Below are 25,685 nucleotides of genomic sequence, written 5' to 3'. Positions count from 1 at the left end.
CGTCGTTACTTGCGTCGTTAGCTGCGTCGCGGCGTGCGTCAATGTCGCTGGATCGGTCCGGCTCAGAAGTAGCCTTCCTTCTTGCGGCGTTCCATCGACGCTTCGCTGGTCTGGTCGTCCATGCGCGTGGCGCCGCGCTCGGTGATCTCGGTGACGGCGGTCTCGGCGATGATCTCGACCGGGGTCGCCGCGGTGCTGGCCACCGGGCAGGTGCAGCTGATGTCGCCGACCGTGCGGAAGCGCACCGACAGCACCTCGCTGACATCGCCGTCCTGCTTCGGCGTCAGCGGCGTCACCGGCACCAGCAGGCCGTTGCGGCGGACAACCTCGCGCTGGTGCGCGTAGTAGATCGGCGGCAGCGCCAGGTTCTCGCGCGCGATGTACTGCCACACGTCCAGCTCGGTCCAGTTCGAGATCGGGAACACGCGCATCTGCTCGCCCGGCGCCATGCGGGCGTTGTACAGGCTCCACAGCTCGGGCCGCTGCGCCTTCGGATCCCATTGGCCGAACTCGTCGCGGAACGAGAAGATGCGTTCCTTGGCGCGCGCCTTTTCCTCGTCGCGGCGGGCACCGCCCATCAGCGCGTCGAACTGGTGCTGCTCGATCGTCTCCAGCAGCGTGACGGCCTGGGCCGCGTTGCGCGAATCGGTTTCCTTGCGCAGCCGCACGGTGCCGCGCTTGATCGAATCCTCGACATGGCCGACCACCAGCCGCGCGCCGATCTCGGCCACGCGCTGGTCGCGGAAGGCGATCACCTCGGGATAGTTGTGGCCCGTGTCGATATGTACCAGCGGAAACGGCAGCTCGATCTTGCGGTTGCCGAGCCGGAACGCCTTCAGCGCCAGATGCAGCATCACGATCGAGTCCTTGCCGCCGGAGAACAGCAGCGCCGGGTTGCGGCACTCGGCGGCGACCTCGCGGATGATGTAGATCGACTCGGCCTCGAGCCGGTCCAGGTGGTCGTTCTGCACCTCGATCAGGTGCGCGATGTCGGGATTGCCGTCGCGCGTGGCCGCGGCGCCGGCCTGGAGTTCGTTCATGATGCCCATCTGTGGCCTCAATGCTTGATGTTCTGTTCGTGCAGGCCGCACTCTTTCGAGTCGCGGCTTTCCCACCACCAGCGGCCGGCGCGCACATCCTCGCCGGCGCGCACGGCGCGCGTACACGGTTCGCAGCCGATGCTGGGATATCCCTTGGCGTGCAGCGCGTTGATCGGCACCGCATGGCGCTTCAGATAAGCCCACACTTCGGCCTCGGTCCAGTCCGCGAGCGGATTGAACTTCGGAATGCCGCGCGCCTCGTCGATTTCCTCGAACGGCAGGTCGGCACGCGTGACCGCCTGCTCGCGGCGCTGGCCGGTCAGCCAGGCATCGGCGTGCGACAGCGCGCGGTTCAGCGGCTCGACCTTGCGGATGCCGCAGCATGCCTTGCGCAGCTCGACGCTGTCGTAGAAAGCGTTCAGGCCGTGCTTGCGCACATAGTTCTCGACCGCTTCGGCGTCGGGCGTGAAGCGCTCGATCTCGTAGCCGTAGTGCGCCTTGACCTCGTCCAGCATCGCCAGCGTCTCGGCGTGCAGGCGGCCGGTCGCCAGCGTGAACACGCGGATGCCGGCACGCAGCGCGGCCGAGCCGCGCAGGATCGCGTCGGTGATCACCATGTCCTCGGCGGCCAGGCTCGATGCGAAGCGGGCGCGGTAGAAGCGGCTCGCGATCGCTTCGAGCCGCTCGGCCAGCGCGGCCTCCTTGGCCTCGAGCGCGGCGGTGCTGCCGGTGTATTCCGGCGCCGTCCACAGCGCGGGGCGCAGCGACGAGGCGGCCGGAATCTCCGAAGCGGTCGCCGGCAGTTCGACGATCGGAATCACGCTCATGCCGATTCCCGCTGTTCGGCGCGCGCCCGGCGGAACAGGGGCAGCGGCTCGTCCACCGAGGCCTGGTAGGTCACGGTGAATTCGCTGAAGCCCTTGAGCGCGTCCTCGATGTTCTTGTCGGCGCGCACGGCAAAGGCGTCGAAGCCGCAGCGCTTCATGAAGTTCAACTGGTCGCGCAGCACGTCGCCGATCGCGCGCAGCTGGCCCTTCCAGCCATAGCGGGTGCGCAGCAGATAGGCGGTGGAAAAGCCGCGGCCATCGCGGAACACCGGGAAGTCGACCGCGAGCAGCGACACGCGCGCCAGCTCGCCGGCAACGTCGCCCGGCTCGTCGTCCGGTGCCAGCCAGATGCCGGTGCGGGCCGCGTCGCGGCTGGCCAGCAGGCCGTCCTTGTGCGCCAGCCAGACCGGCAGCGGGAACAGCACCGCGTCCTGGCTCGATGCCGCCGCGGCGATCTGCTCGTCGGTCGGGGCCTGGCCCTCGGCGCCGCGCAGCACGGTCCACGCGTCATCGACGATCGCCGGCACGGCGGCCTGGCCGCCGTCGGCGCGTTGCAGTTGGATGATCTTTGCCATATTCGTTCTCGATGCGTTTGCTGTCGTCGATGCCGTCAATCTCAGGCTTCGGCGCGTTCGCGCTGCTTGTCCGCGTAGACGCGCTCCTTGAAGGGCGCGACGCCGATGCGGGCGAAAGTGTCGATGAAGCGTTCGTCCTCGATGCGGTGCGCGACGAAGGTCTCGATGATGCGGCTGACCACGTCCGGCATTTCCTCGGCCTTGAACGAGGGGCCGATCACCTTGCCCAGCGCGGTCTGGTTGCCCTGCGCGCCGCCGAGCGTGACCTGGTACCACTCCTCGCCGTCCTTGTCGACGCCGAGCACGCCGATGTTGCCGACGTGGTGATGGCCGCAGGCGTTGATGCAGCCCGAGATGTTCAGCGAGACCTCGCCGAGGTCGTGCACGAAGTCCAGATCGTCGAAGCGCTGCTGGATCGCCTGCGCGATCGGGATCGACTTGGCATTGGCCAGCGAGCAGAAGTCGCCGCCGGGGCACGAGATGATGTCGGTCAGCAAGCCGATGTTCGGCGTGGCCAGGCCGTTGGCCTTGGCCAGCTGCCACAGGTCGTACAGGTCGCGCTTGCGCACGTCCGGCAGCACCAGGTTCTGCTCGTGCGCGACCCGCAGCTCGCCGTAGCCGAAGCGGTCGGCCCAGTCGGCCACCAGCTCCATCTGCTCGGCGGTCACGTCGCCGGGAGGCGCGGCCACGCCGGGCTTGGTCGACAGCGTCACCGCGGCATAGCCCGGCACCTTGTGGCCGTGCACGCTGCGGCGGACCCAGCGGGCGAAGGCCTTGTCTTCCAGCAGATGCTTCTCGAAGCTGGTGTCGGTGTCGGGCAGCTTTTCATAGGCCGGCGGCGCGAAATGCCGCGCGACGCGGTCGAACTCGGCCTGCGTCAGCGTGCCGGGACCATCCTTGCTGTGCTGCCATTCGGCCTCGACTTCCTCGGCGAACTTCTCCGCGCCCAGCGACTTGACCAGGATCTTGATGCGGGCCTTGTACTTGTTGTCGCGGCGGCCATAGCGGTTGTAGACGCGGATCGCCGACTCGATATAGGTCAGCATGTGCTGCCACGGCAGATCGTGCTTGATGATCGTGCCCAGAATCGGGGTACGGCCCAGGCCGCCGCCGGCCAGGATGTTCAGGCGCAGCTCGCCGGCCGCGTTGCGGTAGGCGTAGACGCCGATATCGTGCATCTGCACCACGGCGCGGTCGTCCTTCGAGGCCGAGATCGCGATCTTGAACTTGCGCGGCAGGAAGGCGAATTCGGGCTGGAAGGTGCTCCACTGGCGCAGCAGCTCGGCCAGCGGACGCGGGTCCACCGCCTCGTCCGGCGCGACGCCGGCGAAGTGGTCGGTGGTGATGTTGCGCACGCAGTTGCCCGAGGTCTGGATCGCGTGCATCTCGACCGAGGCCAGGTCGGCCAGCGCATCGGGCACGCGCTCGAGCTCCATCCAGTTGTACTGGATGTTCTGGCGCGTCGAGAAGTGGCCGTAGCCGCGGTCGTAGTGGCGCGCCAGATGCGCCAGCATGCGCAGCTGCTTCGACGCCAGCAGGCCATAAGGAATCGCCACGCGCAGCATGTAGGCGTGGCGCTGCATGTAGAGGCCGTTCTGCAGGCGCAGCGGCAGGAATTCTTCCTCGGTCAGCTCGCCCGACAGGCGGCGACGCACCTGGTCACGGAACTGCGCGACGCGCTCGGCAACGATGCGCTGGTCGTATTCATCGTACTGATACATGGTGTGGGTCCGTTCAGTATGCGTTCGTGTTCGTGGGTGTTCGTTCGTACGGGGCGCGGGACAGCAGCACCGCCGCTAGGAAACCAGCTTGATCGCCACCAGCGTCAGCGTGGTGGCCAGCGCGCCGCGCACCAGCCGCTCGGGCAGCGCGCGGGACAGTTGCGCGCCCAGCCAGATGCCGGGGATCGAGCCCACCAGCAGCGCCAGCAGCAGGTTCCAGTCGACGGTGCCGAGCCACACGTGGCCCAGCCCGGCCAGCGCGGTCAACGGCACCGCGTAGGCGATATCGGTGCCGGCCACCTCGGCCGGCTTCATGCGCGGATACAGCAGCAGGATCAGCGTCGCGCCGACCGCGCCGGCGCCGATCGACGACACCGTGACCAGCACGCCGATCACCACGCCGACGATCACCGTGGCCACCGCCTGGGCGCGGCCTTCCAGTTGAAAACGGGGATTGCGGGCCAGCCATTCGAGCAGCTGGCGGCGGAACAGCAGCGACAGCACGGTCAGGATCACCGAGATGCCGATCGACAGACGGATGGCGTGCAGCCAGCCGGCGTCGAGTTCGCCGGCGCTCTTGAGGACGAGGATGGCGGCAAGCGCGGCCGGCAGGCTGCCGATGCACAGGCGCCTGACCACCTGCCACTGGATATGGCCGTGGGCGCGGTGCGCCAGCGTGCCGAAGCCCTTGGTGATCGCCGCGAAGGCCAGGTCGGTACCGACCGCGGTGGCAGGCGAGAAGCCAAACAGCAACGTCAGCAGCGGCGTCATCAGCGAGCCCCCGCCCACGCCGGTCAGACCGACGAGGATGCCTACCAACAGACCGGAAACGGTAAAGGCCAGGGACATGGGGGCGCACCGAAGTGGGTCCCCGCCGGGCCGCGCCGGCGATGTAACGCCGGGCGCACGGGGACTAGCCGTTCATTAACAAAGTTCGCAAATCGTAATAAACTCGCCTCATATCTCAAACTAATAAGAAGTTGTTTGTTTATACGGACGACGATATATGAACCTGCACCAATTTCGCTTCGTGCGCGAGGCCGTCCGTCAGAACTTCAACCTGACCGAAGCCGCTAAAGCGCTCTACACGTCACAACCCGGGGTCTCCAAGGCGATCATCGAGCTTGAGGAAGAGCTGGGTGTCGATATCTTCACTCGCCACGGCAAGCGGATTCGCAGCCTGACCGAGCCGGGCCGCCGCATCCTGACCTCGGTCGAGAAGATCCTGCAGGAGGTCGAGAGCCTGAAGCGAGTCGGCAAGGACTACGCCGCCCAGGACCAGGGCAACTTCACGATCGCCACCACGCACACGCAGGCGCGCTATGCGCTGCCCCGCGTCATCGGCGAGTTCACCAAGCGATACCCGAAGGTGCGCCTCTCCATTCAGCAGGGCAACCCGGCGCAGATCGCGGACATGGTGCTGCACGACCATGCCGACCTGGGCATCGCCACGGAGGGCATCTCCGGCGACAAGAATCTGGTGTCGCTGCCCGGATACCAGTGGCAGCACACCATCGTGACGCCGCCGGACCACCCGCTGCTGGACAAGCCGCACCTGTCGCTGGAGGACCTGGTCAGTTATCCGATCGTCACCTACGACCCGAACTTCGCCGGCCGGACCAAGATCGACAAGGCATTCGAGCTGCGGCAATTGCAGCCGGACATCGTGCTGGAGGCGATCGACGCAGACGTGATCAAGACCTATGTGGAGATCGGCTTGGGCATCGGCATCGTCGCCGGCGTGGCCTTCGACCCCGAGCGCGACCGCAATCTGCGCGGCATCCCGGCCGGCCACCTGTTCGGCACCAATGTGACGCATCTGGCCGTCAAGCAGGGCGCCTACCTGCGCAGCTTCGTCTATACCTTCATCGAACTGTTCTCGCCGACGCTGAACCGCAAGCTGGTCGAGCAGGCGATGTCGGGCGACCACGAGGCCTACGAACTGTGAGCGCACACCAACCTGAACAGCGGCCCAGCCAGGACGGCTCGCCTGAGACCACCCTCGGCGCCACGGCCGAGCCCACCATCGAGTGGACCGAGGAAGGCGTGACGCACCGCGCCCGCTGGCGCTCCGAAGCCGGCATGCCGCCGCCGCGGCGGGTGGTGATCGCCGACGACCGCACCGACGCCGATACCGCCTACCGGCTCGCCTGCGAGGGCACCGCCCTGCTGTGGCGCGGCGACTTCCAGAACGCGCGCCAGCTGCTGCAGGCGATGGCGCGCCGGGTCGAACGCAAGCCCCGCCGGGCCCAGCGCCAGGCCAAGGCCAAGCCCGCGCCGGCCACGCCGGCCGAGGCCTTCCATCTGCATCGGCAGGCGCAGGCGCAGCGCGCCCGCACCTTGGGCATGCTGCTGCTGCCGTTCGGGGCCGATCACACCGTACCGCTGCGCCGCGCGCCCGATGTGCGCGAGGCCTGCACCGAGGCCTACGGGCCGGGCGACCAGCCCTATGTCGCCTCGATGCGCGAACTGCTGGGCCTGATCGGCGCGCACGAATGGCGCAAGAAGGGCGTGCCGGTGCCGGCGCTGGGCGACCGCATCCATCCCTGGTATGGCGTGTTCTCGCCGGTGCGCGGCGAGTATGTCGACCTGGTCGGCCAGGCGCCGCTGCCCAAGGCGCTGACCCGGGAATCGCTGGCCTTCGATATCGGCACCGGCACCGGCGTGCTGGCCGCGATGCTGGCGCGGCGGGGCGTGGCGCGCGTCGTCGCCACCGACCAGGACCCGCGCGCACTCGGCTGCGCCGCCAACAATATCGCCCGGCTCGGGCTGACCGGACAGGTGGAGATCGTTCAGGCAGACCTGTTTCCGTCGGGCCGCGCCCCGCTGGTGGTCTGCAATCCGCCGTGGGTACCGGCACGCGCCAACGCGCCGATCGAACATGCGATCTACGATCCCGACAGCCGCATGCTGCGCGGCTTCCTCGCGGGCCTGGCCGCGCATCTCACCGATGACGGCGAAGGCTGGCTGATCCTGTCGGACCTCGCCGAGCATCTCGGCCTGCGCAGCCGCGAGGCGCTGCTCGGCATGATCGAGGCCGCCGGGCTGCAGGTGCTGGGCCGCATCGACATCAAGCCGCGCCATCCCCGCGCCGCCGACGCCGAGGATCCGCTGCACGCCGCCCGAGCCGCGGAGATGACTTCGCTGTGGCGGCTCGCGCCGAAGGCCGCCGGCCAGCCAGGCTGATGCCCGACCCGACGGGATGGAAGTCCGATCGAAGCCGGATGTAAGCCCTATAGGACTGGATCGAAGCCGGATCGAAGCCATATGGAAGCCACATCGAAGCTGGATGAGCCAGACAGAAGCCAACAAGCCGAAGGAGGAGACCCCATGCCACGATCCACCCTGCCCCGCCTGCGACGCTCGCTGCGCCCGGTCACGCTGGCGCTAGCCGCCGTCGGCGCCGCCGGTGCCCTGCTCAGCGGCACCGCGCGCGCCGACATCCGCGTCGGCATCGACGTCTCGACCACGGGTCCTGCCGCGTCGATCGGCATTCCGTCGAAGAACACCATCCTGATGTGGCCGGCGACGCTGGGCGGCCAGAAGGCCGAGTACATCCTGCTCGACGACGGCTCGGACCCGTCGGCCGCGGTGCGCAACGTCCGCAAGCTGATCTCCGAGGAAAAGGTCGACGTGATCGTCGGACCGAACATCACGCCGACCGCGCTGGCGGCGCTCGACGCGGTGTCGGAGGGCGAGACCCCGATGGTCGCGCTGGCCGCCTCGGCCGCGATCGTCGAGCCGCAGACCGACCCCAAACGGCGCTGGGCCTTCAAGATGCCGCAGAACGACTCGCAGATGGCGACCGTGCTGACCGAGCACATGAGCAACCACGGCGTGCGCACGGTCGGCTTCATCGGCTTCAACGACGCCTACGGCGAGAGCTGGTGGCGCGAGTTCTCCAAGCTCGCCGAGGTCCGCAAGATCCGCGTGGTCGCCAGCGAACGCTTCTCGCGCAACGACACCTCGGTCACCGGCCAGGTGCTCAAGCTGATGGCCGCCAACCCCGACGCGATCCTGATCGCCGGCGCCGGCACGCCGTCGGTGCTGCCGCAGAAGACGCTGGGCGAGCGCGGCTACAAGGGCAAGGTCTATCAGACCCATGGCATCGCCACCGGCGAGTTCCTGCGCATGGGCGGCAAGGATGTCGAGGGCACGCTGTTCCCGACCGGCCCCGTCGTGGTCGCGCGCCAGCTGCCCGACACCCATCCGGTCAAGAAGGTCGCGCTCGACTTCGTGACCCGCTACGAGGCCAAGTACGGCGCGGACTCGATCACGCAGTTCGCCGGCGATGCCTGGGGCGCGTGGCAACTGCTCGATGACGCCGCGCGGCGCGCGCTGAAGACGGGCGCGCAGCCCGGCACGCGCGAGTTCCGCCAGGCCATGCGCACCGCGCTGGAAACCACCGCCAATCTGACCGTGCCAAACGGCGTGCTGAACCTGAGCCCGCGCGACCACCAGGGCTTCGATCAGCGCTCGCGCGTGATGGGCGTGATCCGCAACGGCAAGTTCAGTTACGCCGGACAATAAGGCCGGCATTGCCGGGCGCGGCCTTTCTTGGCCGGCGCCCGGTGCCGCGCAACAACAAGATCAGCAAGGAGTTGTCGTCATGACTACGATCGCCTTTATCGGCCTGGGCGCGATGGGCTCGCAGATGGTGCGCCATCTGCTCGCGGCCGGACACACCGTACGCGCCTCGGTGCGCCGGCCGGAAGCCGCCGACGCAGCGCGCGAACTGGGCGCCGAGCCGTTCTTCAGCCCCGCCGAGGCGGCTCGCGGCGCCGAGGTCGTATTCACCAACGTGACCTCGTCGGAGGATGTCCGCATGGTGCTGCTCGGCGAAGGCGGCGCGATCGAAGGCGCCGCGCCGGGCACGATCTGCATCGACCACAGCACGATCTCGCCGGTGGTCACGCGCGAGATCGCCCAGGCGCTCGCCGAGCGCGGCATCGAGGCGCTCGACTGCCCGGTGTCGGGCGGCACGGTCGCCGCCGAGGCCGGCACGCTGACCATCATGGTCGGCGGCAAGGCGGAAGTGCTCGAGCGCGTTCGGCCGCTGCTCGCGTGCTACGGCAAGACCATCACGCATATCGGCGACAACGGCGCGGGCCAGGTCGCCAAGCTGTGCAACCAGATCGCGCAGGTGGTCAATATCGAGGGGATCGCCGAGGCAATGCGCTTCGCCCAGTCGCAGCAGGTCGACATGCAGCGCGTGCTGCAGGCGATGTCGACCGGCATGGCCGGCAGCCGCATGCTGGACATGATGGGACCGAAGATGGTCTCCCGCGATTTCGCCGCCGGCATCCAGGCGCGCCTGCACGACAAGGACTTTGGCCTCGCCGCCGACGTCGCCCGCGAGGCAGGCCTCGCCCTGCCCGCGATGCAGGCCACCGCGGCGCAGCTGCAGACGCTGATGCGCAACGGCTGGGGCAAGGACGACACCTCGTCGCTGCTGCGGGTCCTGGAGGATCAGGGCTGATCCGGGGGTCGCCGGCTCGGTTGTCCGGCAAGGCGATTTGCGGCATAATCCGCTGCTCAGCGCAGTGCCATCCGCCGGCTCCCGGCGACCCTCCGGCACGATCGCGCACCCGCCCGGGTGGTGAAACAGGTAGACGCAGGGGACTCAAAATCCCCCGCCGCAAGGCGTGTCGGTTCGAGTCCGACCCCGGGCACCACCACAATATCTCCCGAAAATTCAGACATCTGGAAGATGTCGTAGTCCATTCGCCGCCGTGGGATTTTCTCCCGGGCACTGAAAGGCCCTGATCCGCAAAGCCGGCTGGCCTACGACAGCCAAGCCTGGACCGACGCCAAATGCCCTTTCACCTTGAGGAGTTTCGATCCAATGACCCGCGCCATGAAGCAGTCAGCCGGTTTGTGGAGGCAGGTCTAAGCGATGAGGAGGTGTTCGGGATTAGCAGCGACAAGTCTCTACAAATGCTCAAGCGCTACATCCGCCCCGCGCGGAAGACCTTGTACAGCAGCTGGCGCACATTGCTGCACTGGAAAGCCTCAGTAATGCGGCGTAGCGAACCTAACGCTCCCGCGGTAGGTATCTGTGAGAATTAGAGTTACCAAAGCCCTGTGATTCTGCGAGCGGGCCTTTGTACATTCTCATACTGAGAGTTCTTAAGCCATTGCTAATCGACGATCAACGAGCGGAAAGCGTTCAGCACATTGACGTCTGTCTCCTGAGCATCACACTGCCAAGCATCAGATAGGAAATTGAGCGTCTCCAAGCATTCCGCTGGTTTTAACGGTCTGCCGCCCACGCATGCAAAAGGACCATCCGTTTCCGTCAGAACCCGCTCGCGCGGCATCTTTCCAATCAGTCTTCGTCCTTTTTCGCCGGCTAACATCGCAGGTCCTACAGAGAACCAGCATCCCATTTCCGCAGCGCGGGCAAGTTCGCGCTGTGTACCAGAAAACCAGTGCAAAATTGGCTTCCCGCAGCCTGGATACCGTTCCAACACATCAAGGACTGCCGTGGCGGCTGATCTACTGTGGATGGTCAGGATCCGCCCTCCGAGCCGCTGGCAGGACGAGAGGATATGCTCGAACACTTCCATCTGATCCCTCCAGAACTCTTTGCAATCCGGCCTACCGTCGAGACCGATCTCCCCAACGTATTTCGCGCTGGGGAGTAGGCGATCAAACAATGGGAGTTCTGATTTGCGGGACTTTGCAAGCTGCGGGTGGAGCCCCAATGCAGTCTGTATACGTGGAGCGGCAGCCGACAGGCTTGACGTCACCCGCCACGCCTTGGGCGTGGTCGTAACCGATAACACATACGCTTTTAGCGCAGCTATCCTTGCTACTTCCCTAGCCGGATCCGGGTAGAGATCCAGATGGCAATGCATGTCAACGAGAGGCACGCTCATCAGATCAAGCGTTCACTTGCGAGATAGGCCCTCACCTCACCCATCCCCCGTCTTACCACGTCAACAAGCGCTTCCTTAACAGCGGGGTCATCAGGAAGAGGGCCGCTCTTGGCTATCCACGACGCGATGTCCAAGCCCGGCAGGCGGCGAGAAGCAATCATCGTTGCCATCAAATCGTCCAAGTCGGTATCGAAGTCGAATATCTTGGAGAGATCCTTCGCCGGATTACGGTAGTCCGTATCGTCCTTTAGATTTCTGATATTCGCAGCATGAAACGATGACCGCCTGATTATGCAAGGCACACACTTGCCACATTGCTCGTGAGTGCGTTTCCACTTCCCGCACGATACGGTTCGAGAGGCGAAGCTAGCCAAAAGCCCCCGCTGCCGACAGTCTCGGATCATCTCCCCTTTCGTCATAAATGCAAATGGATTCTCAATAAATACTGGAATTCCAACACCATCCAGAACCTGCTGCATAAGTCCAAGATAATGCGGATGCGTAGTGCGTGTGCTCAGTGCCCCTATCCGTCGGCTTGTGAGGGGCGGATTCATTGCAATCAGGCCATTCTCAGGAATGAAGAGCGGTACACGTCGCCCAGCCCTGCGCGCAATCGTTGCGGCTCCCAGCGTACCCATGGCCAAAAAGTTGAAGCTCCGCGTCCGCATCTGGACATCATTGGCCGTACCTAGGTCGCTCTTGGGGCTGGCGTGTAATGGCAGCCTAGGAATCGGATCGGGAAGGTACCGGAGGATCTCCCTCTGCCTGCTCGCATCGTTCGGGTACGCGTGACTCACCAGAACGAGCTTATGCCCCTGCGCGAGCAGGTTGAGGACACCAACCGCGCTATCAAGGCCGCCAGAAAAAAGACATGCCGCTTCTGCATCCTCCAGCCGTATCTTGTAGTGTACGCGCGGCCTGGACGCCGGAGGAGGCATGCCGCCATGAAGGACCGATAGCCTCCACGAGTCACCGCTCAGAAAACGCAGAGCCTTCTCAAGAGTAGAGATTACTGGCTGCCATCTGTCGGGCTCTTGTACAGCGACCTTGAGATCAATATCTCTAACCCATCCATCACCAGCGTTCTCCCGACTAACGAAGGTGTCCGCGGCAGTCACTGCCATGGAGATCGAAAGAAAATCAAAGGCAGTCGGGTCTAGCGGCGTCGTAACGCGGGACAGTACTGGCAGTATGGGCCCTCCAATTGCTGCCTGGCCCGGTTGAGGCTTCGCACCGTATAGATGGACGCAAATTCGTTGTCGCCTTGCCTGCCTGAGCTCTGTCACGTCCGAATGAACGAATACCTCGGTCATGGCTGATAGTCCTCCCATTCGCGCCACACGTCTTTGATCGCAGCTATCTGAGCGGCTTGCATGTCTGCATTGGACATCGTCCTGATTTCACGCTCAATCAGCGGAGTCATGTGCTTCTCAGTGACGACTGTCACTAGCTCGGATAATGCGTGTTCAGCAGTCTCCGCTTGTTCAGGCGTCTGGGCTTTTGCAAATGCACGATTGGAGTCAAGCATGATCTGCTCGAATACGCAATTGGACACGTACGTGATCATGATGTCCATCAACACGTCATCGGTCAGACTGCCGAAGTCAAACTCATCTGCTCCATCTAAGCACTCTGACAAAGAGTCATTCAATGCGGTTCGAATCCGGTCAGCATCGCCATTCTCCGGAACAAGCCAGTCGACTAGAGCATCGATGACCTCCCGGGTGCTCTTGCCCACTAGCCGTTGCAGATCCACCGGAGCATTGGCGGGATCTCGACGGAGCTGATCTAACGCTTCGTAGAGTCCTCCCCCTGCCTGAACCATGGGGCCAAAGCGCCGGGCACCGACTGCTGACCCGCCAGTTGACGTAGACGCATAGCTTCGCAGGGCGCTACGCATATAAGACTGGTTCCCCGTTCTAACGAATTTACCTAAAGCCGTCCTAAAACCTTGAAATCTATTTGGAGGAGGCGTCGGTCCGGTCCCTCGTCCGTCCACATCAGCCCATGGCGGCACCAAAGGACTCGAGTTGTTCGGCCCTCTACTAGACGTCGATGTTCCCATCACTCGCCCCCCTGGAACCAGCCCTTGCCGCTAACGGCCGCCTTGAACCAAGGCCCCATTTTGACCTGCAGTGAAGCAAGGTAACTGGCGAGTACGACTGCCGCCTCAGCGTTGTTATCCGCAAGCATTTGCGCCCCAATAAACGCCTGCGGTCGGACATTCCAATCTTGGTGGTTTTTTAGCTCGGAGACCAATTCGCGCATAACCGAAGCGTGCTCGCCTTCCGGGATTGCTTTGATAGCTTCCTGTGCAACGCGTGACGCCGGTCGTACCGCGTTGCGAAGGCGTATGACCGCGTCAGCACCGGGCTTCGAAAGATTCGAGCTCGAACTCCGTATGGGCGTTATGTCTCGGCTCAAGTAGACAAGAGGCCGAAGGTCTGTCTGCAACGATGGCTTCAGCTCAAACCACGAAAGCAAGAAAGTTACGTGCTTCTTCCATTCCTCAGGGCAAAGCTGGCCAAACCGCTCTGGGTCGTCACATGCCAACTCCAGCTCCTTGATAAGATGTGGCTGGCCTACAGGAGCTTCATTGATCAATGCATACAGCTTATTGATCGAAGCAGTATCAACGCATCGTTCGAAGAGGGCGAATTTCGCAACCAACTCCTCGTTGATAGACATTCCTCGGCGGACAGCGATTATCGTGCGCAGACGAACTACATTCAACATTCGCTTAACGATTCGCGGGTTGCCTTCAACCAAGCTCGCATTTGCCAACAAAGTCGCCATCTTATCGGCAGTATCAAAGCTGGAGCTAAGCTTTTCATCCTTCGTTCCGATCGCTTTCGTTACCTCCTCGACCGTCAAGGGCGCGTCAATCCAGCTTCTCCGCAAATTGCTTTCCAAATGCTGACGCAAGCGAGCACGGGCGGCGGCGTCGGCCACAACGGACTCAGCAAGTAGCATGAAGAGATATGCCCGAATCTCCGCAACGCCAGATCGAGGAACACGAATAGGAACCTGGATCAACTTGTCCAGATAGTCTTTGACATGCCTATCGTCGGCCCCTCGAAAGTACTGAGAGACTGAGTCTCGAACCATCTGTTCATCAGCCGCCACAACAAAAGCTGACTGCTCCATGAACAGGAACAGTCTGAGCGCCTCGAGCGTATGAATCGTCTGAGTTGGCAAGCATCTGTCGAGATTGTCGACGAATACGATCATTGTCTTGTCGAGCTTCCGCAACAGCTCACCAAACTCCGCTCGGAAAGCGTCAATTTCTTCCGGTGGGCTCTTTTGCTCTGCGGGCTTGATGAGTCCTCCGACCTCATTGCCAACCTCTTTGAGCGCTTTAGCGTCCTCTTCGTTGGCTTTGCCCCCCACGAAGTTACCCACAGCGCTGACTGCCTTCGCTCCCGCTCCAAACATTGGAATGCCGTGAGCCGCAGCCAAGATTTCGGCCCCTAACCCGAGCGCCCTCACGACCCGGACGCGTTTCATTAGGCTCAACGCAGTTTCTTTCAGCCCCGCGTCCGCCTTGGCTTGCTCATACAACGTACGCGCGATGACATCCATTAGTGCAGCGCGCGCGTCGTCAAAGCCTTGGTATAACCAGGCATCAAATCGAATGATCAGCACACCATCTTCATCTCGAGCTCTTACATCGTCTTCAATCAGGTTTAACAAACTAGATTTTCCGGTCCCCCAAGTGCCAAAGATGCCTACTGAAACGGGCCTCATGGACCGGTTCATCAGGATTTCACCGGCCACCTCTGCAATCTCTTGATAATTAAGATAGTCGACACGCGTTTCAATGTCGGCCCACATGCGCACCTCCCGCCTGTAATGATAATTCACTGAAACTTTATCACGAGTAGATGCAATTAGGGCATATGGACACCAGCTGCCAATGCACGTCTGTTAGCTAGCCAGCCCAGACGTCAGTCAGGACCACGGTTTGATCTAAGTAATATCCGCGCGGCGGCAAGGAAGAATTCAGGAGACCGTCGCAAAGAAATGTAATGACCAACTTCCCGGGGCGAAGAAGAACATTACGACCTACAGGCAAGCCCGCTCTAAAACCCCTAGCACTACTTTGAAGGAGACACCCCTTCATCACCGAATCCAACAACAACGCTGTTATCGGACGCGAGCCGCACATCGATGGATTTTTTCCACAGCAGTTTTGATGTACGAAGGCAACCCTAGCTTGACAGCAAGCCATTCCAAAGCCCTTGTCTAAGCGGTGATTTCCCAGATCAATTTGGTTCGATTCGGTCTCAAAGCCCTTGCCACGTTGCTCAGGCGATCTCCCGATGGCTTCCGAGTAGCGCTTTATACGGATACGGATTTCTCCCGCAAGCCCATGTCCGCCATGCTGTGAGTCGGCCGCTCCGTCTATTTCCGCACCGTTCACGATGATGCAGTGCCTGCTAAGGCTCAACACAAGGGCCGCGTTTGACCGACTGGCCTCGATAGGACGCGGCGTGGCGTCAATCTCTCCACGCGACTTGAGCCCAACAGCCAAGGGTTGACCCCAATGGAACCCCCTGCGCCCACATTTGTATGATGACCTTATTACCTGATAAGGCATCACACCGACCAACGGCATGTTCGACAAGGTTTCCGCCCCAGCAATGAGCGATACGGTCGCTCAGCAACTGCTCAAGCAGATCGAGATCGGCAGTTTTGCGGCCACCGGCAAGCTGCCCACCGAGGCCGTGCTGGCGCAGCAGTTCGGCGTCAGCCGCACGGTGATTCGCGAGGCGATCTCCCGGCTGAAGAACGAAGGCGTGGTCGAGCCGCGCCAGGGCAGCGGCGTGTTCGTCAAGGAGCATGGCGCGATCCGGCCGCTGCGGATCGACTACGCCGAGGCGGTCGAGGCGAGCTCGATGCCGCATTTGCTGGCGGTGCGCCGGGCCATCGAGGCGGAGGTGGCGGCGGAGGCCGCGCGGCGCTGCACGGACCGGGATATCGCCGAGATCGACGCGGCGCTGGCCAACATCGACGAGGCGGTCGCCGCCGGGCGCGATGGCGTGGCTGAGGATGTCGCCTTCCACCGCAAGATCGCCGCGGTGACCGGCAACCCGTATTTCATCAAGACACTGAATTTCCTGAACCAGTACCTCGAGGCCGGCGTGGCCGTGACCCGCCGCAACGAGGCGACACGCGACGATTTCTCGCGCCAGGTGCGCGAAGAACATGCGGCCATCGTCGACGCGATCCGTGCGCGCGACCCCATGGCGGCGCGCAATGCCGCCCTCACCCACCTGTACAACGCCGAGCGCCGGCTGTCGCAAGCCGGCATCTGCTGAGCGGCCGCGGCGGCGGCACGCGCCAACCAGAAACAGATCATGTCACGACATATTGGAGTCATCGGCCTCGGTGCCATGGGCCTCGGCGTTGCGCGCTCGCTGCTGCGCGCCGGCTTTCGTGTCCACGCCTGCGACGTGCGCGACGATGTGCTGCGCGCGTTCGCCGGCGAAGGTGGCATCGCGTGCGCCACGCCGGCCGAATTGGGCGCGCAGTGCGACGTGGTGGTGACGCTGGTGGTCAATGCCGCGCAGACCGAAGCGGTACTGCTCGGCGAGCACGGCGCCGCTGCCCGCATGAAGCCCGGCAGCGTCGTGATCGCCAGTGCCACGGTGGCCCCGGACTTCGCCGCGCAACTCGGCGCGCGCCTGGAAGCGGCGGGACTGCTGATGCTCGACGCGCCGGTGTCGGGCGGCGCGGCACGCGCGGCGTCGGGCGAGATGACGATGATGACGTCGGGACCGGCGGCCGCCTATGCCGCCTGCGAGGATGTGCTGGAGGCCATGGCAGGCAAGGTCTATCGCCTTGGCGAGCAGTACGGTGCCGGCTCCAAGGTCAAGATCATCAATCAGTTGCTGGCCGGCGTGCATATCGCGGCCGCCGCCGAGGCGATGGCCCTCGGCCTGCGCGAGGGCGTCGATCCCGACGCGTTATACGACGTGATAACCCATAGCGCCGGCAACTCGTGGATGTTCGAGAACCGCGTGCCGCATATCCTCAATGGCGACTACACGCCACTGTCGGCGGTCGACATCTTCGTCAAGGACCTGGGCCTGGTGCTCGATACCGCGCGCCGCAGCAAGTTTCCCCTGCCGCTGTCGGCCACCGCTCACCAGATGTTCATGAGCGCGTCCAGCGCCGGCCATGGTGGCGAGGACGACTCCGCGGTGATCAAGACCTTCCCCGGCATCACGCTGCCGCCCTCACGCTGACGACAGCCACGCTGAACGTCGCTCGTCCTCCGTCGCCCGCTGCCGCTGCCCGCTCTCCCCGTTTGCCCATGTCCCAGTCCAACTCGCCCCGCCCGCTTCCGGGCCCGCTTCTTGGTTGTATCGCCGACGACTTCACCGGCGCCACCGATCTGGCCAACATGCTGGTCAAGAGCGGCATGCGCACGGTGCAGACCATCGGCGTGCCGCCGTCCGCCGCGCCGCTGCAGGCGGACGCCATCGTCGTGGCGCTCAAATCGCGCACCATCACCGCGGCCGATGCCATTGCGCAATCGCTGGGCGCGCTCGCCTGGCTGCGCGAACAGGGCTGCCGCCAGTTCTTCTTCAAGTACTGCTCGACCTTCGACTCGACCGACGCCGGCAACATCGGCCCGGTGGCGGAAGCACTGCTCGATGCCCTCGGCGACCAGCCTGGGTTCTCGATCGCCTGTCCGGCCTTTCCCGAGAACGGCCGCACCGTCTTTCGCGGCCACCTGTTCGTCGGCGATGCGCTGCTCAACGAGTCGGGCATGCAGAACCACCCGCTGACGCCGATGCGCGATGCCAACCTGGTGCGCGTGCTGCAACGGCAAACCCGCGGCAAGGTCGGTCTGATCCGCTACGACACGATTGCCGCCGGCCCGGCCGCGGTGCACGACGCGATCGGGCAGCTGCGCGCCGATGGCGTACGGCTGGCGATCGCCGACGCGCTGTCCGATCGCGACCTGCATGTCCTGGGCGAGGCCTGCGCTGACCTGCCGCTGGTGACGGGGGGCTCGGGCATTGCGCTGGGCCTGCCAGGCAACTTCCGCCGCGCGGGCCTGTTGGCCGAACGCACCGATGCCGCGCAATTGCCGCGCATCGCAGGCTACGCCGCCGTGCTGGCAGGCAGCGCATCGCAGGCCACCAATGCGCAGGTGGCGGCTTGGCGCGGGGAGACAACGAACTCCGATTCCAATACGAACTCGGCAGCAGACGCCCGCCCGAGTTTCCGCATCGACCCGCTCGCGGTGGCACGCGGCGAAGCGGTGGTGGAGCAGGCGCTGGCGTTTGCCCGTTCGCATCTGCCCGAGCCGGTACTGATCTATGCCACCGCGACGCCCGACGAAGTGTGTCACGTACAGCAGGCGCTCGGCGTGGCCGAGGCCGGCCAACTGGTGGAGGCAACGCTCGCCGCCATCGCGCGGGGTCTGCGCGAGATGGGTGTGCGCAAGTTCGTCGTCGCCGGCGGCGAGACGTCGGGCGCCGTCGTGCAGGCGCTCGAGGTCAAATCGCTGCAGATCGGCGCACAGATCGACCCCGGCGTGCCGGCCACCGCCACCATCGATACCGAGCCCTTGGGGCTGGCGCTCAAGTCGGGGAATTTCGGCGCGGTGGACTTCTTTGCCAAAGCGCTGCGTCAGCTGGAAGGAGGCGCGCTATGAGCGAGGAAACCCGCCTGCGCGAGGAAATCTGCACGATCGGCGCCAGCCTGTATGCGCGCGGGCATGCGGTAGGCAGCGCCGGCAATATCAGCGCCCGGCTCGATGACGGCTGGCTGATCACGCCAACCGATGCCTGCCTGGGCCGCCTGGACCCGGCGCGCATCGCCAAGGTCGATGCGAACGGCCGGCATGTGTCCGGCGACAGGCCATCGAAGACGCTGGCGCTGCATCGTGGCATCTACGCCAACGACCCGGGCGCGCGCGGCGTGGTCCATACCCACTCCACGCATCTGGTCGCGCTGACGCTGGCCGGCGTCTGGAGCGATGACGACGTGCTGCCGCCGATCACGCCCTACTACGTGATGAAGGTCGGCCATATTCCGCTGCTGCGCTATCGGCGCCCCGGCGATCCCGAGGTGGCCGCGCAGGTCGCCGCGCTGGCCTCGCGCGTGCGCGGCGTACTGCTGGACCGGCTCGGCCCCGTGATGTGGGGTCCGTCGGTATCGCAAGCGTCCTGGGCGCTCGAAGAACTCGAGGAAACCGCGCGCCTGTGGTTGATGACCGATCCGAAGCCGGCGCCGCTCGACGCCGCGGCCCTCGAAGAACTACGCCAGACCTTCGGCGCCCGCTGGTAGCGCGCGCCAGCCCGCGGTGTGCACGGGCTTTCGTCACGCACACCGGAGCCGGCGCGACAGCCGGCCCGACACCGTCCAAAGGAGACAATCCATGACAGCCTACGACGCGGCAGCGGCCGCCTACGTCGACGCACCCGGCAAAGCCGAACTCGACCTGACCTACCGCAAGGTGTTCTGGCGAATCGTGCCCTTCCTGATGCTGTGCTACGTGGTGGCCTATCTGGACCGCGTCAACGTCGGCTTCGCCAAGCTGCAGATGTCGCAGGATCTGGCGTTCAGCGAGACGGTGTTCGGCCTGGGCGCCGGCATCTTCTTCCTCGGCTACTTCCTGTTCGAGCTGCCGAGCAACATGCTGATGCACCGGCTCGGCGCCCGCATCTGGATTGCCCGCATCATGATCACCTGGGGCATCCTGTCGGCCATGTTCGCCTTCGTCACGACGCCGACGCAGTTCTACGTGCTGCGCTTCCTGCTGGGGCTGGCGGAGGCGGGCTTCTATCCCGGCGTGATCCTGTATCTGACGTACTGGTTTCCATCGCACCGCCGCGCCAAGATCATCGCGGTATTCATGTCGGCGATTCCGGTATCGGGCATCTTCGGCAATCCGTTGTCCGGCTGGATCATGGAGAGCTTCCACGGCGGCGCCGGCTTCCACGGCTGGCAGTGGATGTTCGTGCTGGAGGCCATCCCCGCGGTGCTGATCGGCATCGCGACGATCCTATATCTGGACAACAACATCCGCAGCGCCAAATGGCTGACCGAGCGCGAGAAGCAGCTGCTGGCCGACGAGATCGCCGCGCAGCCGCAGGAGCAGCAGAAGAACGCGCATTCGCTGCGCGCGGTATTTCGCGACCCGCGCATGTGGTGGATGTCGCTGATCTACTTCGCCTTCGTGTCCGGGCAGTACGGCCTGACCTTCTGGATGCCGACCTTCGTCAAATCGACGGGCATCAAGGGCACGCTGGAAATCGGGCTGCTCAGCGCGATCCCGTTCGTGGTGGCCATCGTGGCGATGAACCTGTTCGGCCACAGCGCGGACAAGCGCCGGGAGCGGCGCTGGCATCTGATCGTACCGGCGCTGATGGGCACCATCGGCTTCACCGTCGCCGCTTCCGCGGCGGGCAACACGACGCTGTCCATCGTGGCGCTGTCCGTGGCCGCCGCCGGCGTGCTGACCTGCGCCCCGCTGTTCTGGTCGCTGCCGACCGCGTTCCTGGCCGGCAGCGCCGCCGCGGCCGGCATCGCCATCATCAATTCGATCGGCAATCTGGCCGGCTTTGCCAGCCCCTATCTGATCGGCTATCTGCGCGACGCCACCAACAGCACGGCCAGCGGCATGTATGTGCTGGCCGGCATGCTGGTGCTTGGCGCCGTCGCCGTGTGGCTGACGCCGGCCAGGCTGGTCAACCGCTAGTATGGACGCGGCGCGCTTGCGCCGCCTTCTCCCAACCCATCACGACTTGCTGCCATGCCACGCTTTGCCGCCAATCTTTCGATGATGTACAACGAGCACGCGTTCCTGGACCGCTTCGCCGCGGCCGCGAACGATGGCTTCCGCGCCGTCGAATACCTGTTCCCGTACGACTTTCCGGCGGGCGAACTGAAGTCCCGGCTCGACGCGAATGGCCTGCAGCAGGCGCTGTTCAATGCGCCGCCCGGCGACTGGGCTGCCGGCGAACGCGGCATCGCTTCGCTGCCGGGACGGGAGGACGAATTCCGGCGCAGCATCGATACGGCCCTCGACTACGCGCGCGTGCTCGGCAACGACAAGCTGCACGTGATGGCGGGCCTTGCCGCGCCAGGCGTGCCGCGCGAGCAGCAGCGCGCCGTCTATCTGCGCAACCTCGAGTACGCGGCTCGCGCGGCGCAAGGCGACGGCATCACGGTGCTGATCGAGCCGATCAACACGCGCGACATTCCCGGCTTCTTCCTGAATCGCCAGGACGACGCGCAAGCGATCTGCCGCGAGATCGGCGCGTCCAACCTGAAGGTGCAGTTCGACTGCTACCACTGCCAGATCGTCGAAGGCGATGTGGCCACCAAGCTGCGGCGCGACATGGCCGGCATCGGGCATATCCAGATCGCCGGCGTGCCGGAGCGGCACGAGCCGGATATCGGCGAACTGAATTATCCCTATCTGTTCGAGACGATCGACGCGCTCGGCTATCGGGGCTGGATCGGCTGCGAATATCGCCCCAGGGCGGGTACCACCGACGGGCTTGGCTGGCTGCGCGCGTGGCTGCAGCGGTAGCCCCTTCGGCAATCGAGGGCAACCGAGGGCAACCGAGGCCACCGAGGCAATCCAGGGCAGTGGCGCATTCGTCCGGCGCTGCCCCATTCATCGCGATTTCAACAAGGCAACCGATCATGAAAGTGCTGATCACCGGCGGCGCCGGATTCCTGGGCCAGCGTCTGGCCAAACAGCTGCTGTCGCGCGGCGAACTGAACGGCCCCGACGGCAAGCCAGCCCCCATCACGGAACTGGTGCTGGTCGATGTCGTGCAAGGCAACGATTTCGCCGACAAGCGCGTCACCACGCTGGTCGGCGATATCGCCGATGCCGCCCTGCTCGAACGCGCGATCGACCGCGAGACCGCCGTGGTGTTCCATCTGGCCGCCATTGTCAGCGGCCAGGCCGAGGCCGATTTTGATCTCGGTATGCGCATCAATCTCGACGCCTCGCGCACGCTGCTGGAAGTGTGCCGGGCGAGGGGCCATCGGCCGCGCGTCGTGTTCACCAGCTCGGTGGCCGTCTACGGCGGCACGCTGCCCGAGGTGGTGCGCGACGATACCGCGCTCAATCCGCAATCGTCCTATGGCACGCAAAAGGCGATCGCAGAATTGATGCTGGCCGATTACAGCCGGCGCGGCTTTGTCGACGGCGTCGTGCTGCGGCTGCCAACCATCAGCGTGCGTCCCGGGCGGCCCAATGCCGCCGCCTCGTCGTTTGCCAGCGGCATCATTCGTGAACCGCTGAACGGCGAGGAGGCAATCTGCCCGGTGCCGGGCGACACGCGCCTGTGGCTGCTGTCGCCGCGCCGCGCCATCGAGGCGCTGATCGCCGGCAGCGAGCTGCCCGGCGAACGCCTGGGCAACCGGCGCATCGTCAATCTGCCGGGCGTTTCCGTGACCGTGGACGAAATGATCGACGCCCTGCGGGAGGTCGCCGGCGACGAGGCCGCCAACCGCATCCGCCGCGAGCCCGACAGCCGCGTGCAGCAGATCGTCGGCAGCTGGCCGGGCCGCTGGGACACGACGCGCGCCGAGCAACTGGGGCTGCGCGGCGACGCGAGCTTCGTCGATGTCGTGCGGGCCTATATCGAGGATGAGTTGCGCTAAGACGGGTTGCGACAAGGCGAGTTGCCCTACGCCGAAGTTGCGCTAGGGCGAACGCGCCGCGTTCCGCCGCTCCCGAAACGTGATCGACCAGCGCAATTCCCGCGTCGGCTCGACGCTGTGCTGCCACCGCCAACGGGCGTCGCCTTCCAGCCGATAGATCGACCTGGGTTGCACTTCGAGCGCCAGGATCTGACGCCGCAGCGACGGGCTGTAGGGATAGGGCCGAAAGCGCAGCCGCGCGGCGCCGCCTAGCGAGACGCCAAAAACGCGCTCGAAGTCCGGCACATCGCGGTGCCAGCCCAGCGGCGTACCTGCGGCGTACTCGGCCACCAGGGCATGCACGAGCCGCTCCGGCGGCACGCCGGCCCATTGCGCCACGCGCTCGCGCAGCGGCAGCAGCCGCTCATCCAGGGCTTGTGCCGGCCGCAATTGATTGCTGTCAAAGTCGTAACTGCCGCCGAAGCTCACCACGCGGCGCAGCGCCAGGTAGCCCTTGTACCTTGCGGCTTCGAGCGGGAGCGTCCGGATGATGCCGATGAGGGACGCCTCTTCATCGAGGGACAGGAATTCGGGCTGGTAGACGAGCCCCGGAATCGAGGCCGGCGCGGCGTCGCCCTCGAACAAGCTGAACTGTTCCATCGCGTTCCTTCTGGCTTTCACGGCGCCTTCCGCGGGGCCCGGTTTGCCGGGCGGCAGGAAAGCCGACTGGCAATCCACCGTGTGGCGGGAGGACCCGAAGGTGCCGCCTGCACCTGCCCAGTCTACGCCGACGACGCCGTCGCAAAGCACCCTGCAGCAAACGCGATTGGCCTGCTCACGTATCAACGAATCGCCAGCGCTTCGGGCGGCAAGGGCTGCCAGCCGCCACCGAGCGCCTTGAATGCGGCGACCGCCGCTCGCGCCGATTCCGTCTGTGCCTGTGCCCGGGCATCCGCCGCCTGCAGAAGCGATTCGTCGGCGTGCAGCACGTCGATCAGGCTCGCGGCCCCCTGCTGGTAGGCCGCGAACGACGATCTTCTGGCACGGGAGAGCGAGGCCTCCCCTTGCGTCAGTACGGCGGCTTGCTCCTGGCGATTGACCAGTGCCGAGAAGGCGTTTTCCACATCCTCGGTGGCCCGCAGCACGGACTGGCGATAGGCGGCCAAGGCCTCGGCATCCCGCCCCTTCGCGAGATCGATCTGCGCATCGATGCGGCCGAAATCGAACAGGCGCCACCGCAGCCCGAGCACACCGGACGCCTGGCTTGCGCCACCGGTCAGCAGATTGCCGCTGGAAATCGCCGTGGCACTTCCCAGAAGACCGCTCAATGAAAACTTGGGGAAATGCTCGGCCATCGCTTCGCCGATACGGGCGTTGGCCGCGGCGAGCCGGCGTTCGGCAACGATCAGGTCCGGCCGGCGCTGAAGCAGCTCGGCGGGCGTCCCCATCTCGGCGATCTGCGGCGTCGCGGGAATCGGTGCTGCGGCTTTGAGTTCGGCGCGATGGGTGCCAGGCGGGACACCCAACATCACGTCCAGCGCGTTCATCGCCGCATCGAGGCCCGTCTGCAGGACGGGAACGGTGGCCTGGACGCGCGCCAGCGCCCCTTCGGTCTGTCGCACTTGATACTCGGCGGCCAGTCCCTTCGCGTACAGCAACCCGACTTTCGCCAGCAGGTCCTGCTGCGTGCCGACTTGCCGCCGGGCGATGTCCAGACGCGACTGCAAGCCCCGGATGGCGATGTAGATGTCCGCCGTCTGCGCGGCCACCGCCAGCCGGGCCGCCACGGCACTGGCCTGCGTCGCTTGATAGTCGGCCAGCGCGGCTTCGCGGCCGCGTCGCAGCCCACCGAACACGTCCACCTCCCAGCTCGCTCCCACGCCCACTTCGTAGGCACTTCCCCACCTGTCGTATCCGGGCGTGGCATTGAGGACCTGTCCCAGCGGCGTTTCTATCGCCTGATGCGCACGGGCGGCCGAGCCGCTCACCACGCCTGACGGCAGCAAGGCCGCGTTGGCAGCCTTGAGTCCGGCGCGCGCCTGCGTGACGCGCGCCTGCGCCTGCGCGAGGTCCAGGTTCTGTTCCAGCGCCAACGACACGAAGCGCGGCAACAGTGGATCTCCAAACGACTGCCACCAGGTCGCGAGCTCGGCGGCAGGCATGCCCCGCTCCTGTTTGACGGCCGCCTGCCCGATGTAATGGCTGGCAATGGGCGGGTCGGGCCGGCGGTAGTCGGGACCCACCGCGCAGCCAGCCATCACGCCGGCGCACAGCAGCAGAACGAGGGGACGGCGGGAAGGCATGGGCGGAACCTCGGGTGGGCGGATGCGAGTGACTATAATACAAATCGGTCACTCGTTGTCAACCCTTACCGCACGGGGTAATCTGATGGAATGACCAAGACACGTTCTCCCGCGCCCCAGCTTCGGGGGCCGTCGGACCATGATGTCCGACACCAGATCGTCGAAGCGGCGACCGAATACTTCGGCCTTTACGGCTATGAGAAGACGACCGTCTCCGACCTGGCGAAGGCCATCGGCTTTTCCAAGGCCTACATCTACAAGTTCTTCGACTCCAAGCAGGCGATCGGCGAGGTCATCTGCTCCAACCGCCTGAGCGCGATCATGGCGGCCGTCGACGAAGCCGTTGCCGACGTCTCCTCCGCGTCGGAGCGGCTGCGCCGCATGTTCGGCGCTCTGGTCGAGGCCGGCAGCCACCTCTTTTTCAACGACCGCAAGCTCTACGACATCGCCGCGACCTCGGCCAGCGAGTCCTGGCCGTCGGTTCGCGCCTACGAGGACCACCTCAGGAACCTGGTGCTGCAGATCCTGCGCGATGGCCGCGAGTCCGGCGAGTTCGAGCGCAAGACTCCGCTGGACGAGGCGGCCAACGCGATCTTCCTGGTGATGCGGCCGTACATCAATCCGCTGCTGCTGCAGCACAACCTCGACAATGCCGCCGAAGCCACACGGCACCTGTCCAGCCTGATATTGCGCAGCCTAGCACCGTGAAATGT

General features: G+C 65.0%; 22 protein-coding genes, 1 tRNA gene and 2 pseudogenes. 14 read left to right on the top strand and 11 right to left on the bottom strand.

Going from position 1 to position 25,685, the window contains the following annotated elements; all coding sequences use genetic code 11:
• Window positions 1-62 precede the first annotated feature (62 nt).
• The 5 genes from cysD to AC6EI8_RS02660 all read right to left on the bottom strand — a co-directional run bounded on the left by cysD (window position 63) and on the right by AC6EI8_RS02660 (window position 5,012).
• On the bottom strand, window positions 63-1,049 hold the full coding sequence (cysD, locus tag AC6EI8_RS02680; protein WP_149316768.1) for a sulfate adenylyltransferase subunit CysD: 987 nt from the start codon (window positions 1,047-1,049) through the stop codon (window positions 63-65).
• An 8-nt stretch (window positions 1,050-1,057) separates the two neighbouring features.
• Window positions 1,058-1,867: a phosphoadenylyl-sulfate reductase gene (locus AC6EI8_RS02675; protein ID WP_498381215.1), complete on the bottom strand. Its 810-nt coding sequence runs from the start codon at window positions 1,865-1,867 to the stop codon at window positions 1,058-1,060.
• Window positions 1,864-2,442, bottom strand: a complete 579-nt coding sequence (locus AC6EI8_RS02670; protein WP_149316766.1) for a DUF934 domain-containing protein — start codon at window positions 2,440-2,442, stop codon at window positions 1,864-1,866. The genes AC6EI8_RS02675 and AC6EI8_RS02670 overlap by 4 nt, the downstream gene beginning before the upstream one ends.
• Before the next feature lie 41 nt (window positions 2,443-2,483).
• Complete coding sequence (gene nirA / locus AC6EI8_RS02665) at window positions 2,484-4,163, bottom strand: nitrite reductase NirA (RefSeq protein WP_149316765.1); 1,680 nt, start codon at window positions 4,161-4,163, stop codon at window positions 2,484-2,486.
• A gap of 75 nt (window positions 4,164-4,238) precedes the next feature.
• The gene (locus tag AC6EI8_RS02660) at window positions 4,239-5,012 is read right to left on the bottom strand and encodes a sulfite exporter TauE/SafE family protein (protein WP_150083332.1); all 774 of its coding nucleotides are present in this window, start codon (window positions 5,010-5,012) and stop codon (window positions 4,239-4,241) included.
• Between the two features lie 157 nt (window positions 5,013-5,169).
• Here AC6EI8_RS02660 and AC6EI8_RS02655 point away from each other — a divergent pair, with 157 nt between their 5' ends.
• From AC6EI8_RS02655 to AC6EI8_RS02630, 6 genes and pseudogenes are all read left to right on the top strand, one after another.
• Window positions 5,170-6,111 (top strand): CysB family HTH-type transcriptional regulator, encoded by a 942-nt coding sequence (locus AC6EI8_RS02655; RefSeq protein WP_150083333.1) that lies wholly within the window; start codon window positions 5,170-5,172, stop codon window positions 6,109-6,111.
• Window positions 6,112-6,188: 77 nt separating this feature from the next.
• The gene (locus AC6EI8_RS02650; protein ID WP_498381220.1) at window positions 6,189-7,349 is read left to right on the top strand and encodes a methyltransferase; all 1,161 of its coding nucleotides are present in this window, start codon (window positions 6,189-6,191) and stop codon (window positions 7,347-7,349) included.
• 144 nt (window positions 7,350-7,493) lie between these two features.
• A complete protein-coding gene (locus tag AC6EI8_RS02645) occupies window positions 7,494-8,693 on the top strand; it encodes an ABC transporter substrate-binding protein (protein ID WP_149316762.1) in 1,200 nt (399 codons plus the stop codon).
• Between the two features lie 79 nt (window positions 8,694-8,772).
• Window positions 8,773-9,642 (top strand): NAD(P)-dependent oxidoreductase, encoded by an 870-nt coding sequence (locus AC6EI8_RS02640; RefSeq protein ID WP_498381214.1) that lies wholly within the window; start codon window positions 8,773-8,775, stop codon window positions 9,640-9,642.
• 111 nt (window positions 9,643-9,753) lie between these two features.
• Window positions 9,754-9,838, top strand: a tRNA-Leu gene (locus AC6EI8_RS02635).
• Window positions 9,839-9,989: 151 nt separating this feature from the next.
• Window positions 9,990-10,192 (top strand): annotated as a pseudogene (locus AC6EI8_RS02630) (site-specific integrase); the annotation flags it as partial.
• 111 nt (window positions 10,193-10,303) lie between these two features.
• Here the strand turns inward: AC6EI8_RS02630 and qatD are convergent.
• The 4 genes from qatD to AC6EI8_RS02610 all read right to left on the bottom strand — a co-directional run bounded on the left by qatD (window position 10,304) and on the right by AC6EI8_RS02610 (window position 14,878).
• Entirely contained in the window at window positions 10,304-11,023 is a 720-nt protein-coding gene (gene qatD / locus AC6EI8_RS02625; RefSeq protein WP_498381219.1) for a Qat anti-phage system TatD family nuclease QatD, read from the bottom strand.
• Window positions 11,024-11,043: 20 nt separating this feature from the next.
• Window positions 11,044-12,357, bottom strand: a complete 1,314-nt coding sequence (gene qatC / locus AC6EI8_RS02620) for a Qat anti-phage system QueC-like protein QatC (protein ID WP_498381213.1) — start codon at window positions 12,355-12,357, stop codon at window positions 11,044-11,046.
• Window positions 12,354-12,944 carry a Qat anti-phage system associated protein QatB gene (locus AC6EI8_RS02615; protein ID WP_498381212.1) on the bottom strand — a complete coding sequence of 197 codons (591 nt, stop codon included), beginning with the start codon at window positions 12,942-12,944 and terminating at the stop codon, window positions 12,354-12,356. The genes qatC and AC6EI8_RS02615 overlap by 4 nt, the downstream gene beginning before the upstream one ends.
• A 164-nt stretch (window positions 12,945-13,108) precedes the next feature.
• On the bottom strand, window positions 13,109-14,878 hold the full coding sequence (locus AC6EI8_RS02610; RefSeq protein ID WP_498381211.1) for a KAP family P-loop NTPase fold protein: 1,770 nt from the start codon (window positions 14,876-14,878) through the stop codon (window positions 13,109-13,111).
• 782 nt (window positions 14,879-15,660) lie between these two features.
• On the opposite strand from AC6EI8_RS02610, the gene AC6EI8_RS02605 reads away from it, so the two are divergent.
• The 7 genes and pseudogenes from AC6EI8_RS02605 to denD all read left to right on the top strand — a co-directional run bounded on the left by AC6EI8_RS02605 (window position 15,661) and on the right by denD (window position 22,690).
• Window positions 15,661-16,365, top strand: coding sequence for a FadR/GntR family transcriptional regulator (locus tag AC6EI8_RS02605; protein WP_149316760.1), 705 nt, complete (start codon window positions 15,661-15,663; stop codon window positions 16,363-16,365).
• Between the two features lie 33 nt (window positions 16,366-16,398).
• Window positions 16,399-17,295, top strand: a pseudogene (gene ltnD / locus AC6EI8_RS02600) (L-threonate dehydrogenase); the annotation flags it as partial.
• A gap of 68 nt (window positions 17,296-17,363) precedes the next feature.
• Window positions 17,364-18,716 (top strand): 3-oxo-tetronate kinase, encoded by a 1,353-nt coding sequence (otnK, locus tag AC6EI8_RS02595; protein WP_498381210.1) that lies wholly within the window; start codon window positions 17,364-17,366, stop codon window positions 18,714-18,716.
• Window positions 18,713-19,351 (top strand): 3-oxo-tetronate 4-phosphate decarboxylase, encoded by a 639-nt coding sequence (otnC, locus tag AC6EI8_RS02590; RefSeq protein WP_498381208.1) that lies wholly within the window; start codon window positions 18,713-18,715, stop codon window positions 19,349-19,351. The genes otnK and otnC overlap by 4 nt, the downstream gene beginning before the upstream one ends.
• A gap of 91 nt (window positions 19,352-19,442) precedes the next feature.
• The gene (locus tag AC6EI8_RS02585; protein WP_149316756.1) at window positions 19,443-20,765 is read left to right on the top strand and encodes an MFS transporter; all 1,323 of its coding nucleotides are present in this window, start codon (window positions 19,443-19,445) and stop codon (window positions 20,763-20,765) included.
• A gap of 54 nt (window positions 20,766-20,819) precedes the next feature.
• The gene (gene otnI, locus AC6EI8_RS02580; protein ID WP_498381207.1) at window positions 20,820-21,602 is read left to right on the top strand and encodes a 2-oxo-tetronate isomerase; all 783 of its coding nucleotides are present in this window, start codon (window positions 20,820-20,822) and stop codon (window positions 21,600-21,602) included.
• Window positions 21,603-21,718: 116 nt separating this feature from the next.
• The gene (gene denD / locus AC6EI8_RS02575; protein ID WP_149316754.1) at window positions 21,719-22,690 is read left to right on the top strand and encodes a D-erythronate dehydrogenase; all 972 of its coding nucleotides are present in this window, start codon (window positions 21,719-21,721) and stop codon (window positions 22,688-22,690) included.
• A gap of 42 nt (window positions 22,691-22,732) precedes the next feature.
• Here the strand turns inward: denD and AC6EI8_RS02570 are convergent, their stop codons facing one another.
• Both AC6EI8_RS02570 and AC6EI8_RS02565 read right to left on the bottom strand, forming a co-directional pair.
• On the bottom strand, window positions 22,733-23,329 hold the full coding sequence (locus AC6EI8_RS02570) for an alpha-ketoglutarate-dependent dioxygenase AlkB (protein ID WP_265632788.1): 597 nt from the start codon (window positions 23,327-23,329) through the stop codon (window positions 22,733-22,735).
• Window positions 23,330-23,511: 182 nt separating this feature from the next.
• Entirely contained in the window at window positions 23,512-24,972 is a 1,461-nt protein-coding gene (locus tag AC6EI8_RS02565; protein ID WP_498381206.1) for an efflux transporter outer membrane subunit, read from the bottom strand.
• 90 nt (window positions 24,973-25,062) lie between these two features.
• Here AC6EI8_RS02565 and AC6EI8_RS02560 point away from each other — a divergent pair, with 90 nt between their 5' ends.
• A complete protein-coding gene (locus tag AC6EI8_RS02560; RefSeq protein WP_149316752.1) occupies window positions 25,063-25,680 on the top strand; it encodes a TetR/AcrR family transcriptional regulator in 618 nt (205 codons plus the stop codon).
• Window positions 25,681-25,685: the final 5 nt, after the last annotated feature.

Source organism: Cupriavidus sp. R6-3 (assembly GCF_059772245.1).
This window is presented reverse-complemented; position numbering and strand designations above follow the sequence as displayed.